Source organism: Dyella psychrodurans (assembly GCF_003363265.1).
Classification (GTDB): domain Bacteria; phylum Pseudomonadota; class Gammaproteobacteria; order Xanthomonadales; family Rhodanobacteraceae; genus Dyella_B; species Dyella_B psychrodurans.
In genome coordinates this window covers 274,407-289,153 of the sequence record NZ_QRBF01000006.1, presented here as the reverse complement: position 1 = coordinate 289,153, position 14,747 = coordinate 274,407, and the positions used below count along the sequence as shown (strand labels likewise).

The window sequence follows — 14,747 nt, the reverse complement described above, 5'->3', positions numbered from 1 at the left end:
TGCGCGCGTAAAGTGACAGCGGTTTCATCGCGCAGGAGACCTTACGCATGGCAACCCAAGCCTCTCGATTGCTCGATCTGCTCGCCATTCGCGTGCCGATCGTCCAGGCACCGATGGCGGGCGTGTCGTCGCCGGCGATGGCCGCTGCGGTAAGTGAAAGCGGTGGCCTGGGTTCGCTCGGCGTGGGTGCGATGAATGCGGACAAAGCACGCGAGGCCATCCGCCAGTTTCGCGTCTTGAGTTCGGGCTCGCTCAACGTGAACGTGTTTGTGCACCGGCCTGCGCATGCGGATGCGTCGAAGGAAGCAGCGTGGCTTCAACACCTGCGTCCGGATTTCGAGCGATACGGCGCCAAGGCGCCCGATGCCCTGCGCGAGATCTACACCTCCTTCCTCGAGGACGCGGACATGCTTGCCATGTTCGTCGACGAGAAGCCGAAGGTCGTGAGTTTTCATTTCGGTCTGCCGCATCCAGGACAGGTCGAGGCGCTTCACCGCGCCGGGGTGGTCCTGCTGGCGACAGCCACCAACGTCGAGGAAGCCAAGGCCATCCAGCGCGCCGGCATCGACGGCGTCATCGCGCAGGGTTACGAAGCGGGCGGCCATCGCGGCGTGTTCGATCCCGATGCGGAAGACAATCGACTGGGCACGTTCGCCTTGACGCGTGTCCTCACGCGTGCCGTCGATCTTCCCGTCATCGCCGCGGGCGGCATCATGGATGGTGCCGGCATTGCCGCCGCGCTCAAGCTTGGCGCGAGCGCGGCACAGCTGGGCACAGCGTTCGTCGCCACCGATGAGTCGCTGGCGGACAAGGGTTATCGCGAACATCTTTTCAGCGACGCCGCGCACCACACGACGATGACGCGCGCGATTTCCGGACGACCCGCACGCAGCCTCGCCAACGCATTCACACGCCTGGGCGCGTCGATTTCCGCTGACCTCATTCCCGACTACCCCATCGCCTATGACGCCGGGAAATCTCTGAACGCCGCGGCCAAGGCAGCCGGTGAGGCAGGTTACGGCGCGCAATGGGCGGGGCAGGGTGCGCCGCTGGCGCGCGCGATGTCATCACGGGCGTTGATGCAGGTGCTTCAAGACGAGCTTGAGCACGCTTCGCATTGAGCGCGTAGCCACTGCTCCGCCGGCAGCATGTTGAAGCACTGGAAGCCGGGACTTTCGCTCCCGCCTTTTTGCGTGCGCGTTTTTCGTCGCTCGCCGACGCATGCGGCATGGCGACAATCGCCTCGCGCAGCCCTGCCTATTGAACCCGCAAGCCCTTCTGTAAGAGACTTCCCGACACTTACGTAAACGTTTACATTGGCGCGTCGCCGCTGGATCGGCCCACCCGTCATGTCGCCACAGGGAGTTGCCATGTCCGATCAGTCCTTGCTCCGTCGCATCGCACCCCGCGTCTGCGCCGCTGCGCTATTTGCCATCCTGGTGGGCACGGCCCAGGCCGCGTCTTCGTCGCCCGACACGGTTTCGCTGAATGTCGATGCGACCGCGCATGGCACCCCGCTTTCCCATTTCTGGGAACAGATGTTCGGTTCCGGACGCGCGGTGCTTGCGCTACGCGACGACTACCGCAAGGACCTCGAGGCGGTGCACGCCGCCACCGGTTTCCAGTACGTGCGCTTCCACGGCATTTTCGACCGCGATGTGGGCGTCGTGTACCGCGATGCGAACGGCAAGATCGCTTACAACTTCAGCTACGTCGACCAGATCTACGACGGGCTGCTCGAGCGCGGCGTGAAGCCTTATGTGGAACTCAGCTTCATGCCGCCGGAACTGAGTTCGGAACCATCGAAGGTGCACGACTTCTGGTATCACCCGAACGTGATGCCGCCGAAGGATTACGCCGAATGGGACGCGATGATCGGCGCGTTCGCGCAACACCTGATCGCGCGCTACGGCATCGGCGAAGTGTCCACCTGGTACTTCGAAGTGTGGAACGAGCCCAACCTCGCCTTCTGGGGCGGTTCGCCGGTGCAGCCCACGTATTTCACCCTGTATGACCACACGGTGCGCGCGCTGAAAGCCGTCAGTCCGCGCCTGCGCGTAGGCGGTCCCAGCACTGCGCAGGCTGCGTGGGTGCCGGTGTTCCTCAAGCACGCGCACGATGCCAAGGTGCCGGTCGATTTCGTGAGCACGCATGTCTACGGCGACGACACCGCGCCGAACGTGTTCAAGACCGACGAGAACATCGCGCGTGCGGACATGGTATGCCGCGCGGTGAGCAAGGTGCACGACGAAATCGCCGCTTCGCCGTATCCGAAGCTCCCCCTCATCTTCAGCGAATACAACGCGTCCTACGCCAACCTGCCCAACGTCACCGACGCGGTCTACATGGGGCCGTGGATGGCCAACACCATCCGCGAATGCGCCGGCAAGGTCGACGTCATGAGTTACTGGTCGTTCTCCGACGTGTTCGAAGAGCAGGGCGTGGTGAAGACGCCTTTCTACGGCGGTTTCGGACTCATCGCCGCGGATCGCATCGAGAAGCCCGCGTTCAATGCGTTCGCGATGCTGCATCGATTGGGCGACACGCGACTGCCGCTCTCTTCCGACACTGCGTTGGCGACGCGGCGTGCAGACGGCACGGTGGTGCTGGCCTTGTGGAACTACGCGCCGCCGGTCGGCGATACCGCGAACTACACCAAGGGCGAACCGCGAGGTGCGATGAAGCACTTCGCCGTGGATGTCGCGCATCTGCACGCGGGTGTGCAGGCCACCGTATGGCGCCTGGATGAGCAGCATGGCAACGCGGTCGCCGCATTCGATCGCATGGGGCGGCCGGATTTTCCGAGTCGCGAGCAGATTGTCGAATTGCGTGCGGCGGGAAAGATGGCCAAGCCGGAATCGGTCGTGTTGCACGACGGTCATCTGATGATCGACATTCCGCCGCAAGGCCTGGTGGTGGTCGAGTTGCACTGAGCTTGCCGCGCGTTTATCTCCTCCCCTGCAAGCAGGGGAGGAGCAACGGTGCCGTCAGTCGGTCAGCGCGGCACCATTGCTCTCAATCACCCGCGCATAAAACTTCGCCGACGCCTTCGGCGTGCGCTTCTGCGTCGCGAAGTCCACGTGATACAACCCAAACCGCTTGGAAAAGCCCAGCGACCATTCCAGGTTATCGAGCAACGACCACGCGTAATAACCCTTGAGGTTCACGCCGGACTCGATCGACTTGTGCAGTGCCTTCAGATGCTTGCGTAGATAGTCAGTACGCAAAGGATCGTGCACCACATCCCCTTCGGCCACCGGCGCGTCGTAAAAAGCCGCTCCGTTTTCGGTGACATAGAGCGGCATATCGCCGTAGCGATCCTTGAACCACGCGAGCGTATCGATCAGTCCCTGCTCGTAGACCTCCCATCCGGTTTCGGTCTGCGTGGTATTCGGTTGCCGCAAGGGCACGGACTTGAGCGGGTAGGCATTCGCGTCGTGGCGAACCACGGCACGCGTGTAGTAGTTGATGCCCACGAAGTCGACGGGCTGCTTCGTCAGCTGAAAATCCTCATCCGGAAATTCCGGCCACGCATCGCCGAAGATCTCTTTCAGCTCCGGCGGGTAACGACCCAGCAAGGCCGGGTCGGCAAACTGCTCGTTCATATACGCATGCGCACGACGCGTGGCAGCCAGATCCTCGGCGCTGTTCGACGCTGGGTATTTCGGCTCGATATTGAACACCACGCCGATCTCGTGCTTGCCGAGCGCGCGATAGGCCTGAATGCCCGCACCACTCGCACGCATCAGATTGTGCGCGGCGATGGGCGCTTCGTATTTATTGCGATGACCGGGCGCGAGCGCACCGTGCAGATAGCCGCCGTCCGTCACCACCCACGGCTCGTTGAGCGTCGACCAGCGCTTCACCCTGCCATCGAGTGCCTTGAACAGCACGCCCGCGTATTCCGCAAACCAGTGCGCGATATCGCGGTTCAACCAACCGCCGCGATCGTCGAGCGCCGCCGGCAAATCCCAGTGGAACAGCGTGACGTTCGGTTCGATGCCGTTTTCCAGCAGCTCGTCGACCAGCTTGGAATAGAAATCCAGGCCCTTCTGGTTGATGCGGCCGGTACCGTCCGGCAACACACGCGCCCACGCCACGCTGAAGCGGTAACTCTTCAGGCCGAGCGCGCGCATCAGCTGCACATCGTCCCGGAAGCGGCGATAGTGATCGCACGCGACATCGCCGGTATCGCCGTTGGCCATCATGCCGGGCGTGTGCGCGAAGCGCTGCCAGATGCTGGGACCTGCGCCGTCGGCCAGGGGCGATCCTTCGATCTGATACGCCGAGGTGGCGGCGCCCCAGACGAAATCCGCGGGGAAACGATAACTGCCGGTCATGATGCGAAACCTTGTATGCCGCATTGCGGCTTGATGTAATCGATTACGTCGGCAGAATAGCTCAATGTTGTCCTTCCATGCAGCGTATCGGCACGGTTCTTCACGTATGCGGCATGATTCGTTAGAACACGGAGTGATGCATCTCGATGGCAACCGTCAGCCTGGATCGCGTGCGCAAGGTGTATCCCAATGGCCACGTCGGCGTTGACGATGCCAGCTTCGACATCGCCGGCGGCGAGTTGCTGGTGCTGGTCGGTCCGTCGGGCTGCGGCAAGACGACGCTGCTCAGGATGATCGCCGGCCTGGAGTCGATCTCCGGTGGAACCTTGCGCATCGACGACCGCGTGGTCAACGACGTCGCGCCCAAGGATCGCGACATCGCGATGGTGTTTCAGAACTACGCGCTGTATCCGCACATGACGGTCGCGGAGAACCTCAGCTTCGGCCTGCGCCTTCGCGGCAAGCAGCGGGACGAGATCGAGCGCCGGGTGCGCGATGCCGCGCGGCTGCTCGAACTGGAAAACCGCCTCGATGCGACGCCGGCGGCACTGTCCGGCGGGCAACGTCAGCGGGTGGCGCTGGGACGCGCGCTGGTGCGCGAGCCCAAGGTCTTCCTGCTCGACGAACCGCTCTCCAATCTCGATGCGCGGCTGCGTCTTTCGATGCGCGTGGAGATTGCGCGGCTGCACCGGCAACTGGGCACGACCATGATCTACGTGACCCACGACCAGGTCGAGGCGATGACGTTGGGAGAGCGCATCGTGGTGCTGGACGGCGGCAGGATCCAGCAGATCGACACGCCGATGAATCTCTACGACAAACCCGCCAATCTGTTCGTGGCAGGCTTTCTCGGTTCGCCCGCCATGAATCTGCTGCGTGGCCGGCTGCAGCGCGATGGTCAATGGCGACTGGATACGGCGCGCGGCGCGCTGGCCTTGGGCGGCCTGCCGGCGCAGAGCGCAGCGCTGGAACCGTGGACCGGCCGCGAGATCGTGCTCGGCGTGCGTCCTGAAGATTTGCGACCCGTCGATGCAAACCAGGCGGTGCTTACGGCCACGGTTGAGGTGATCGAGCCTGTCGGCAACGAAGTCTTTTTGAACCTGTGTCACGGCGCTCAGGCGCTGGTCTCGCGCGTGGCACCCGGTGAGGTACCGCAACGGGGCAGCGCGCTGCCCCTGGGCTTTGCCGGCGATCGTCTGCATTTCTTCGACACGGCCAGCGGCACGCGCATCGTCTGATGCCCGCTGCGTGGTCGATGTCGATGAAAGCATCATGTCGGCGCTCCTATCCCTTCACGCTGCCCAGCAGCAATCCTTCGAGGTAATACCGCTGCAGTGCCAGGAACAGCACCAGCACCGGCAGCACCGTGATCACCGAGCCGGCCATCATCAGCTCGCTGTCCTGCGCGTGTTCCCGCGAAAGCGAAGCAAGGCCGAGCGGTAGCGTGTAATGCTCCTGCCCGGTCAGCACGATCAACGGCCACATGAAGTCGTTCCATGCGGTGAGGAAGGTGAAGATCGCCAGCGTCACCATGATCGGCTTGAGCAGCGGCATCACGATCCGCACGAAGATGCGCAGCTCGCTCGCACCGTCGATGCGCGCGGCTTCCATCAATTCGTCGGGAATGCCGCGCGCGTACTGGCGCACGAGGAAAGTGCCGAACGCCGTCGCCATCGCCGGCACGATCACGCCGCCGTAGCTGTTCACCAGGCCCATGTACTTCAACATCAGAAACAACGGTAGCATCGCCACCTGCGCCGGAATGATCAGCATGCCCAGCAAAACCTTGAACAGGCGATCGCGACCGGCGAAACGCAATTTGGCGAAGGCGTAGCCCGCCATGAGATTGAATACCAGCGACAGCACGGTGATCGCCGTGGAGACCAGCAGGCTGTTGAGCAGATAGCGCCCCATGCCCGCGCGCAGGAACAACTCCTGATAGTTGCGCATCGTGGCATGCGCCGACCATAGCGGCGGCGGCAGGGCGCTGGCTTCGCCGGGCTGCATGAAGGACGCCGACACCATCCAGAGCAGCGGAAACAGTGCTATCACCGCGCCGCCGATCAGGAAGCCGTTGATCAAGGCTTTGGCGAGGCGCGGGCTCATACGCTGCCTCCGCGCCGCCCCATGCGAAGCATCAGCATCGTCACGGCAAACAGGATCGCGAACAGCAGGAACGCAATCGCCGAGGCGGAGCCGATGTTCCACCACTTGAAGCCTTCGTTGTACATCAGGTACAGCACGCTGGTCGTGCTCTGCAGCGGGCCGCCTTCGGTCATCACATACGGCTCGGCGAACAGCTGGAAATAGCCGGATACGGTGATGATGGCCACCATCCACAACGTCGGCCCCAGCATAGGCAACGTGATGTGGCGAAACTGCTGCCATGCCGACGCGCCATCGATGCGCGCGGCTTCGTACAGATCGCCGGGAACAGCCTGCAAGCCGGCCAGGAAGATGATCATGTTGTAGCCGAAGTTCTTCCACACCGCGAACAGGATGATCGCGGGCATGGCCCAATGCGGATTGCCCAGCCAGTCGACTGGATGAATGCCCATCAGGCCGAGCGTGTCATTCACCAGGCCGTATTTGGTATTGAACAGATAGCGCCATACCACCGCGACAGCCACCACGGTGGTGACGACCGGCGCGAACAACGCCGTGCGGAAAAAGGCTTTGCAACGTGCCAGCGGCGAGTTCAACAGCAGGGCCGCGCCTAGCGATGCGGCCATCGACAACGGCACGCCCACGATCACGAAGTAGAGCGTGTGCCCGAGCGCGGACCAGAATTCGCGCCGCTGCAAAAGCGTCCAGTAATTCTGCAGCGCGATGAAGCGCAGGTTATGGATATCGGCCAGCGCGTAGAGATCGTAGTCGGTAAGGCTCAACCCGAAGGCGGCGAGCACCGGCAGCAGGAAAAAGACGCCAAGGATAAGCAGGGCAGGCGCTAGGAACAGCCACGCGGCGCGCGTGCGATTCATCGTTGCGCTCCTGGCAACGTCGGCCCATGCGCCAGCACCCAGCGGCGCTTTTCCAGAATGCGATCGGCACGACGGTTGATCTCGGCAGCGGCCTGGTCGATGGTCAGGTCGCCGGCCACGGCTTGCGCCGCCACGAGCTGCATCTCGTTGGCGATCTGTTCCCATTCCGGCACGGGCGGCGTGGGTTTCACGCGTTCCAGCTGTTCCCGGAACGCGACCGCTTTCGGATCGTCATGGAGATGGCCGCCATCCCACGAACTGCGGCGTGGCGGCATGTCGCCGAGCAGCTCGTAGAAACGCTGTTGCACGTCGGGACGCGAGAGGTATTCGATGAGCTTCCACGCCGCCTGCTTGTGGTTCGATCCGCGGAAGATCACCAGACTGGAGCCGCCTGCTACCGAAGCGCCGGGGCCATCCGGTCCCGGCAGCGGCGCCGTATCCCAATTGCCTTGCTCGTCGGCGGGCAGCCGCTTGCGGAATTCGCCGATGTTCCAGGGGCCGGAAAAATAGAAGTCGTACACGCCGCGACCGAATTCCGACCACGGATTGCCGGCTTCGACATTGGTGATCGCCGGCGCTTCACGCAGCTTGAACGTATCCACGTAGAACGCCAGCGCACGCTTGAAACCGGCACTCTCGAAATTGCCGTAGCGGCCGCCGTCGCGCAGAAGCGGATCGGGCTGCTGCAAGGCCAGCGACATCAGTTGCTCGTACTCGTTGGTGGGCAGCAGGATGCCGTAAATCCCTTGCTGCGGATGGCTCAGCACCGCAAGCATGTGCCGCCATTGCGACCAGTCGCGCGGTGGCGCATCGAAGCCCGCGGCCTTGAGCAGGTCGCTGCGATAAAAAAGCAGGCGCGTATCCACGTACCACGGCACGCCGTAAAGCGCGCCGTCGTAGACATTGGTGGCCCAGATGCTGGGGAAGTAGTCGTCCGGATTCACCACGGTCGAATGGGCGACGCGCGACTGCAAGGGTTCCAGCGCATGCAAGGCGACAAACTCGGGTATCCAGGTGTTGCCAAGCTGCGTCATGTCCGGCAAGGAATCGCCGGCGAAAGCGGTAAGGAGCTTCTGGTGTGCCGCCCCCAGCGGCATCTGCTGCAGATCGATATGGATATCCGGGTTTTCGCGCTGAAACTCCGGTAGCAGCTGCGTAACGGCTTCACCCTCGCGACCGATGGTCCAGAACGTCAGCGTGTGTGCGTCGTCGGCGCGTTGCGCGCAACCCGCCAGCAGCCCCGCGAGGGCGACGCAGCTCGCCAATCGGCGGAACAACGCCGTGGCAGAGCCTGTTCGTCCCCGGGTCGCATGCATGACTATTTCGCCGCTTTATCCAGCCATCCGCCCGTGAAGCCCGCGCGTTCGAGTCCTTTGCGGATATACGGATTCTTGCGCATCACGCGCCAGACGAATCCGCTGCGCCAGTTCTCGATCATCAATACGATGGGACCCTGGTCGATGCCCAATTGCACGGTATCGAACCAGCCCACGCCGGGCACCCGCCTGCCTGTGTTCAACGTACTGTTCGCATCGAAGCTCGGGTCGAACGCATCGACAAAGCCGTAGCGATCGTAGACGTACTGACCGTAGCGATCTTTCATCGCCTGCAGCGCCGGCACCACGATCTCCGGCGCAAAGGCGATGGAGCCGCCCGCCGCCGTGGGCGCGATGGTGCCGTCGTCGGCGATGTAATCCAGCCCGGCGCCGCGCGCGTTGTAGCCGAAGAACTGGCGCGTGCTACCGTCGGTGGCCTTGCCGACGACGTCTCCCGGGCCGTTGCACGCCGTGAGGCCCCAGATGTTCTCGCCGTAACCCATCCATCGGCCGGGATTGGCGATGGCGTATGCGCGTTGCGCGTACGTAGCGCGACGGCCATTTTCGACATAATCGAAACCGTGTTGCCGACTCCACGCGTCGCGAATGCCACGGAAGTCGACCCAGGATTCGCTGTACTGGTGCCCGAACAGCGGCGCGAAGTTGAGGAAGGTCTGATCCTGGAATGTGCCCCAGGTCTTGGGATACGTGCTGGTCCACGCCGACCAGCCGTCGTCGCCGATGGCATGCGTTGGCGAGCCCAGCGCGAGGATGTAAACCAGCATCCCCTCGTCATAGCCCTTCCAGTCGGCATCGATGAATCGGCCGCCCGGTGTCCAGCCCATGCTGATCTGGGGCGCGCGCGGTTGCATCCAGGTCCAGTCGACGCGTCGATAGACGGTGTCGGCCAGCGCGCGAATCTCTTTTTCCTTCGGCGTGTCCTGATCGTAATAGGACTGCGCGAACAACACGCCGCCGAGCAGCAGCGTCGTGTCGACGCTGGACAGCTCCGTCCAGCGCGCCTTGCGCTTGCCTGTCCGCATATCGAGGAAGTGATAGAAGAAGCCGTGGTAGCCGGTGGCGTTATCCTCGCTGTCGTTCTGTTGCGCATTCGCGAAGAAGCGCAACGTCGCCAAGGTGCGATCCACCGCCTGCGGGCGCGTGATATAGCCGCGCTCCACGCCGATGCCGTAGGCCGTCAATCCAAAACCCACCGAGGCGATGCTGGAGAACGACGGCCCCGGATAGTGATCCGGTATCAGGCCGTTGGCGGGATTGGCGCTGTCCCAGAACCACTGGAAGGTGCGCTTCTCCAGATCGTCGATCATCGCCTGCTGCGGCTTCGTCAGCGTGTCGTAGGTGGTCGCAGGCGCTTGCGCGTGAGCGGGCCGTGAGCCCGTGCTCATCACCAGCAGCGCGGCAACGAGTGCTTTTGAAGCGATGTGTTGGAAACGTCGGTTGAACATCGTGAATAGGTAGTCGTGTAGCGAACGATCCGGTGCAGGAACGTACCGCATGCGCAAAGCATGCGGTACGCACTGTCTGGTCCGAGCAGCCTCATGGCAATCGTGCTCCTTGTCCAGATCCATGTTCGGAAAGCCCTGAGGGGAGGGGAAGTTCCATCTTGTGACATCGAAAAACAAAGCCCGCGTAACGCAGGCTTTGTTCGTCTTCCAACTAGACGTGCCGTTTCATACAACCCTGGACGACATCAGAACTTTATGCCAAGGGTCAGCTTGACCTCGCGCGGCGTGCCGTAAATGTTGCCGGTGGGGTCGTACGTCACCGGGATCTTGTTGAACGTGCCGCTGGAACCGTAGTTGTAGATGTAGTCGCTGTAATTGTTCCAGTTGAACGCGTTCAGCAGATCGAAACGCACGTAACCGTCGAAGTTGCCGTAGATCTTGAAGTTCTTGGTGACCTGGAAATCGATCGAGCGATAACCAAAGATCGGTCCGCTCAGGAAACGCGAACCCGGCGGCGTAAACGAGTACGGGAGGCAACCGCTTCCCAGGCTGCCGTTGCCCGGAGCCGGTGCGCCATAGCACGCCAGGTTGATGCCTGGGATAGGCGTGGCCAGCGTGAGCTTGTAACCGAACAGCAGGCCCCATGGCGCATCGTTCGAACCGGAAACCACCAGGCGATGCTTGGCCACGGCGGAATTGACGTACGGGTAATCCTGGATCGTGGCCTCGTCGAACGCGTATTGGTCGGTCACATCCTGGTTGTCGTTATTCTGCTTCGCCTTCGTATACGTGTACGCAATGTTGATGCCCCATTTGGATTCGGGCGTGTAGGGCTTTTGCAACGACACCAGCACCTGCTGCGTCTTCTGCGTAAGGCCATTGTTGGCAATGATCAGATTGCCGAAGCCGGGAATGCTCTGGCTCCAGGGCTGACCGCCGTTTTGCCAGAACGCGCCGTTGGGCCAACGATTGCCGAGCGTGAACACCACGCCGTTGAAACGGTTGACCTGCGCCAAGGTCACATCGGTGATCCAATCGCCGATCTGGTTGCGCATGCCGATGCTGATCTGATCGGAATACGGCGTCTTGAGGTTGTTATTCATCAGATCCACTTCGCGGCCCGCGGTGGTGCCGGTCAGCAGGCCCTGCAGTACGCCGATGCCGTTGAGATAAGCGGGATTCCACGGAATGCAGGTGGGGCTCGCCGTGCACGAGTGGTACTGGTTCGGAAACGTGATGGTCGCTTCGGACAGCGCCAGCTTCGTCTGTTCGAGCTGCAGGATCTCGTAGATGGTGCGGTCGTAGGAACGGCCGGCACCGCCATGGATCACATGCTCCTGGTCGCCGTTGATGTCATAGGAGAAACCGAAGCGCGGCTGGAACTCATTGGTTTGCGCGTGACGATTGTGACCCGTGCTGATGTAGTCGTTCACGTTCACGCCGCCCAGCGCGAGCGACTGCGCATAGGTCTGCCCCGGGGTCGCGCCGGGATAGGGGTTCAGCGCGTTGAGCGCATTGACGACCGATTGCGGCGTCACGAAGTTGAGGTACGAAGGCGTTTCTTCGTAATCCCAGCGAACACCCAGGTTCAAGGTGAGATGCTCGTCCACCGTCCAGTCGTCCTGGATGTAAGTACCAAATTGCTTGTCGTTGGTTCGGACCACCGGACTGGTGCCCGGCAGCGTGATCGGGAACAGCACCTGGTAGGGAACATTCAGGGTTCCGGTAGGCGTCACGTCATAGGAGAACTGCGGATTGAACTCGCCAGCATCCTGTGCGGTGAGTTGTATGAGCTTGATCTTGGCGCCCATCTTGATGACGTGGTCGCCGTGCCATTCGAAGTCGTTGAACGTGAGGTCGTCCTGCAGGGCGGGGCCTTTCTGGCCTTTGTCTTGCGTGCCGAGCGGGCTCGCCGCGCCGTCGGTCAAAATGCTCTGGTTCTGGTTGTTGTAGACCGTGTAGACGTTGCCGTTGCCGTAGTTGATGGCCGTCGGATGGAAGAACGCGTTCTCGTAGGTGGCCTGCAGGCGGTTGAACCAGCTGTCGGAGCTGTGATCCCAGCGGATGTCGAAGCGGCGATCGTAGTTGACCTGATTGAGCGCCGACGATGCAGCCACGCCCGTGCCGGTGCCGGTGATGGCGGTTTCATCGCGATCCTTGCCGCTCACTTCGATGCGGTCGCGGTTGGTCGGCTCGTAGTCGAACTTGACGAAGTACAGGTTTTCCTTGAACGGCAAGCCCGATGGCCCAAGCTGCGCCAGAGCGCTGGCCGGCAGTTGCGAAATGATTTGCGGCGAGCCGTTGCCGGGCACGACCGTGATCGGCGTGTCGTATTCCTTGCCTTCGTACGCGATGAAGAAATGCGCCTTGTCCTGGATGATCGGGCCGCCGAAAGCGAAGCCGTATTCCTTGTCGTGCGAGGGTGTCTTCTTGTCGGTGGCGGTTTCCGCGGGCGTCATGGAACGCAGGCGCGTATCGGTCCAGTCGCCGAACACTTCGCCGTGGAATTCGTTGGTGCCGGACTTGGTTTCCGCGATCACCGCGGCGCTGGAGATCTGGTCGAATTCGGCCTTGTAGTTGGACGTGACGACCTTGTATTCGCCGATCGCAAGCTGCGGGAACGGGTTGCCCTGGCTTGAGTTCTGACCGGTAATGCCGCCGTTCTCCACGTAGTTCTTCTGGCCGATGCCGTCGATGTAAACGTTGATGCCGGATGGCGCCTGGCCGCCGGATTGCAGGCTGGTATTGCCGTTCTGCTGCACGGTGAACACCATGCCCGGCACGGTATCGGCAAATTCGAGGAAGTTGCGCGTGATCTGCGGAACCGTTGCGATCTCGCGTTGCGAAATGGTGGTGCCCACCTCCGAGGTGGTCATCTCAGGCAACGTGGTGGCGCTAACGTTCACACTGCCGAGGTTCTTGGCGTTGACCGCAGGCGCCGCCGCAGCAAGGTTGAGCGTGGCGGTGGACGCCACGGTGAGCGTGACGGTGTGTTCGGTGCCGGGGCCTGCATCGACCTGATAGGTGCCCGGCGGCAAGCTCACCAGCGCGTAGCTGCCGTCCTTGCCGGAGGTGGTCACGCGCGTCAAGCCGGTCGCGATGTTTTTGGCCGTAACGGTCGTGTTGGGTGCGGCGGAGCCGCGTAGGTTTGCATCAGAGCTCTGTGCGAAGGAAACCATCGGTAAGGCCGCGGTCGCGGTAATCGATGCGGCAATAAAACGCGCAAGCACCAGCTTCTTGTAATTCGACTTTGCTCTCATTGTCTCCCCTCCCAACAGATTTGCTGTGGTGTCGTTATGGTGGTAATGGGCGGCGCGGTCGCCGCGGCGCGGCGGCGCTGACGCTTCCGCCACTGGTTTCGCGAACTACGATGTCGCATCCGAGCGTTTGCACCGAAGCCGGCGTGCTGTCTTCCGGATTCAGCAGGCTGGCCAGGCGTTCCAATGCGACGCGGCCAAGATCGGCGATACGCACCTGCACCGTGCTGAGCGGCGGCGACACGTAGCGCGCAATCAGAATGTCGTCGAAGCCGGCGAGGGCGATGTCTTGCGGAACGCGAACGCCGGCTTCCTTGAAGGCCAGCATGCAGCCGACCGCCATCATGTCGTTGGCGGCGAACACCGCATCCGGCCGGGTTTTCTGCGCGAGCAATTCGCGCCCGGCGCGATAGCCGGATTCTTCGCTGAAATCGCCGGCGACGATATTCAACGGCGCATCCGGTGCGTACTTGGCCATCGCGGCGCGATAACCCTTGTCGCGTTGCTGCGCGTCGAAGTTGGTTTTCGGTCCGGCAATGAAAGCCACGCGCTCGCGGCCCGCGCTCACCAGGTGCTGCACCATGGCGCTGGCCCCGGCGCGGTTGTCGATGTTGAGCACGGGATAGCGCGTGCTCTTCACGGCGCTGTTGAGCAGTACCGCCGGCAGATTGGCTGGCAGGTTGGCATCCAGGAAGGCCGCGTCGACGTATTCGGAAAGAATCAGCATGCCGTCGACCCGGCCGCGCATCGCGCGCACCGCGGCGGCGGCATCTTCCACGCCGTCGTGGGAGCTGGAAACCAACAGGTGCAATCCGCGTGCACGCGCGGCAAGGTCGATGCCGCGGATCAGTTCGGAGAAGAACTCGCCGTACAGGTCAGGCAGCACCGCCCCGATGGTGTGGGTACGCCCGGTGATCAGGCTGCGCGCGGCGCTATCGGGGACATAGTGCAGGCGGGCCGCCACTTCCCGCACTATTTTCTGCGTTTGGGGAGTTACACCGCCGGTACCGTTGAGCACGCGCGACACGGAGGCGACGGAGACTTTCGCCTCGCGTGCCACGTCTTTGATCGTTGCGTTTTTGGTCGTCATCGAGAGCTTCCTGCGTCCTGGGAAGTACGAACGATATCAGTCCATACGACGGGCCAAACGTAAACGTTTTCATGCTCGAGTCGGCGCAAACGTAAACGTTTTCATGACAACTTGCAAAGGCAAATTTTGCGTTCTCATGCTGCATTGCAAGAAATTTGCGGGCGGCCAGCGGGCAGGAGAGGTCGTTTGGCGGGATTTTCTTCGCGTTCCTTTTGGCGTGGCGCCGCAGCACAAGTCGTCGGCTGCGCATAGCAACGATTCAGCGTCGTGCATGAAATGCGATTCGCGTGCATGCGG

General features: G+C 62.3%; 10 protein-coding genes. 3 read left to right on the top strand and 7 right to left on the bottom strand.

Annotation, left to right across the window (positions count from 1 at the left end):
• Positions 1 to 47: 47 nt before the first annotated feature.
• Complete coding sequence (locus DWU99_RS16570) at positions 48 to 1,121, top strand: NAD(P)H-dependent flavin oxidoreductase (RefSeq protein WP_115479173.1); 1,074 nt, start codon at positions 48 to 50, stop codon at positions 1,119 to 1,121.
• A 249-nt stretch (positions 1,122 to 1,370) separates the two neighbouring features.
• A complete protein-coding gene (locus tag DWU99_RS16565) occupies positions 1,371 to 2,933 on the top strand; it encodes a GH39 family glycosyl hydrolase (RefSeq protein ID WP_115479172.1) in 1,563 nt (520 codons plus the stop codon).
• Positions 2,934 to 2,987: 54 nt separating this feature from the next.
• Here DWU99_RS16565 and DWU99_RS16560 read toward each other — a convergent pair whose 3' ends face one another.
• Positions 2,988 to 4,340, bottom strand: a complete 1,353-nt coding sequence (locus tag DWU99_RS16560; RefSeq protein WP_199535829.1) for a GH1 family beta-glucosidase — start codon at positions 4,338 to 4,340, stop codon at positions 2,988 to 2,990.
• Positions 4,341 to 4,486: 146 nt separating this feature from the next.
• On the opposite strand from DWU99_RS16560, the gene DWU99_RS16555 reads away from it, so the two are divergent.
• Entirely contained in the window at positions 4,487 to 5,578 is a 1,092-nt protein-coding gene (locus DWU99_RS16555) for an ABC transporter ATP-binding protein (RefSeq protein ID WP_115479171.1), read from the top strand.
• 46 nt (positions 5,579 to 5,624) lie between these two features.
• On the opposite strand, the gene DWU99_RS16550 is transcribed toward DWU99_RS16555, so the two are convergent.
• The 6 genes from DWU99_RS16550 to DWU99_RS16525 form a co-directional block, all read right to left on the bottom strand.
• Positions 5,625 to 6,446 (bottom strand): carbohydrate ABC transporter permease, encoded by an 822-nt coding sequence (locus DWU99_RS16550; RefSeq protein WP_115479170.1) that lies wholly within the window; start codon positions 6,444 to 6,446, stop codon positions 5,625 to 5,627.
• Positions 6,443 to 7,321: a carbohydrate ABC transporter permease gene (locus DWU99_RS16545; RefSeq protein ID WP_115479169.1), complete on the bottom strand. Its 879-nt coding sequence runs from the start codon at positions 7,319 to 7,321 to the stop codon at positions 6,443 to 6,445. The genes DWU99_RS16550 and DWU99_RS16545 overlap by 4 nt, the downstream gene beginning before the upstream one ends.
• A complete protein-coding gene (locus tag DWU99_RS16540; RefSeq protein WP_115479168.1) occupies positions 7,318 to 8,637 on the bottom strand; it encodes a sugar ABC transporter substrate-binding protein in 1,320 nt (439 codons plus the stop codon). Before DWU99_RS16540 ends, DWU99_RS16545 begins: the two co-directional genes overlap by 4 nt.
• Before the next feature lie 2 nt (positions 8,638 to 8,639).
• On the bottom strand, positions 8,640 to 10,154 hold the full coding sequence (locus DWU99_RS16535; protein WP_233511187.1) for a glucoamylase family protein: 1,515 nt from the start codon (positions 10,152 to 10,154) through the stop codon (positions 8,640 to 8,642).
• Between the two features lie 194 nt (positions 10,155 to 10,348).
• Positions 10,349 to 13,363 (bottom strand): TonB-dependent receptor, encoded by a 3,015-nt coding sequence (locus DWU99_RS16530; protein ID WP_115479167.1) that lies wholly within the window; start codon positions 13,361 to 13,363, stop codon positions 10,349 to 10,351.
• A gap of 34 nt (positions 13,364 to 13,397) precedes the next feature.
• On the bottom strand, positions 13,398 to 14,450 hold the full coding sequence (locus tag DWU99_RS16525) for a LacI family DNA-binding transcriptional regulator (RefSeq protein WP_115479166.1): 1,053 nt from the start codon (positions 14,448 to 14,450) through the stop codon (positions 13,398 to 13,400).
• Positions 14,451 to 14,747: the final 297 nt, after the last annotated feature.

What these genes read in the sequence shown, in the direction of transcription:
- DWU99_RS16570 (WP_115479173.1), top strand. Translation starts at nt 48, where the DNA reads ATGGCAACCCAAGCCTCTCGATTGCTCGATCTGCTCGCCATTCGCGTG.
- DWU99_RS16565 (WP_115479172.1), top strand. Translation starts at nt 1,371, where the DNA reads ATGTCCGATCAGTCCTTGCTCCGTCGCATCGCACCCCGCGTCTGCGCC.
- DWU99_RS16560 (WP_199535829.1), bottom strand. Translation starts at nt 4,340, where the DNA reads ATGACCGGCAGTTATCGTTTCCCCGCGGATTTCGTCTGGGGCGCCGCC.
- DWU99_RS16555 (WP_115479171.1), top strand. Translation starts at nt 4,487, where the DNA reads ATGGCAACCGTCAGCCTGGATCGCGTGCGCAAGGTGTATCCCAATGGC.
- DWU99_RS16550 (WP_115479170.1), bottom strand. Translation starts at nt 6,446, where the DNA reads ATGAGCCCGCGCCTCGCCAAAGCCTTGATCAACGGCTTCCTGATCGGC.
- DWU99_RS16545 (WP_115479169.1), bottom strand. Translation starts at nt 7,321, where the DNA reads ATGAATCGCACGCGCGCCGCGTGGCTGTTCCTAGCGCCTGCCCTGCTT.
- DWU99_RS16540 (WP_115479168.1), bottom strand. Translation starts at nt 8,637, where the DNA reads ATGCATGCGACCCGGGGACGAACAGGCTCTGCCACGGCGTTGTTCCGC.
- DWU99_RS16535 (WP_233511187.1), bottom strand. Translation starts at nt 10,154, where the DNA reads ATGCGGTACGTTCCTGCACCGGATCGTTCGCTACACGACTACCTATTC.
- DWU99_RS16530 (WP_115479167.1), bottom strand. Translation starts at nt 13,363, where the DNA reads ATGAGAGCAAAGTCGAATTACAAGAAGCTGGTGCTTGCGCGTTTTATT.
- DWU99_RS16525 (WP_115479166.1), bottom strand. Translation starts at nt 14,450, where the DNA reads ATGACGACCAAAAACGCAACGATCAAAGACGTGGCACGCGAGGCGAAA.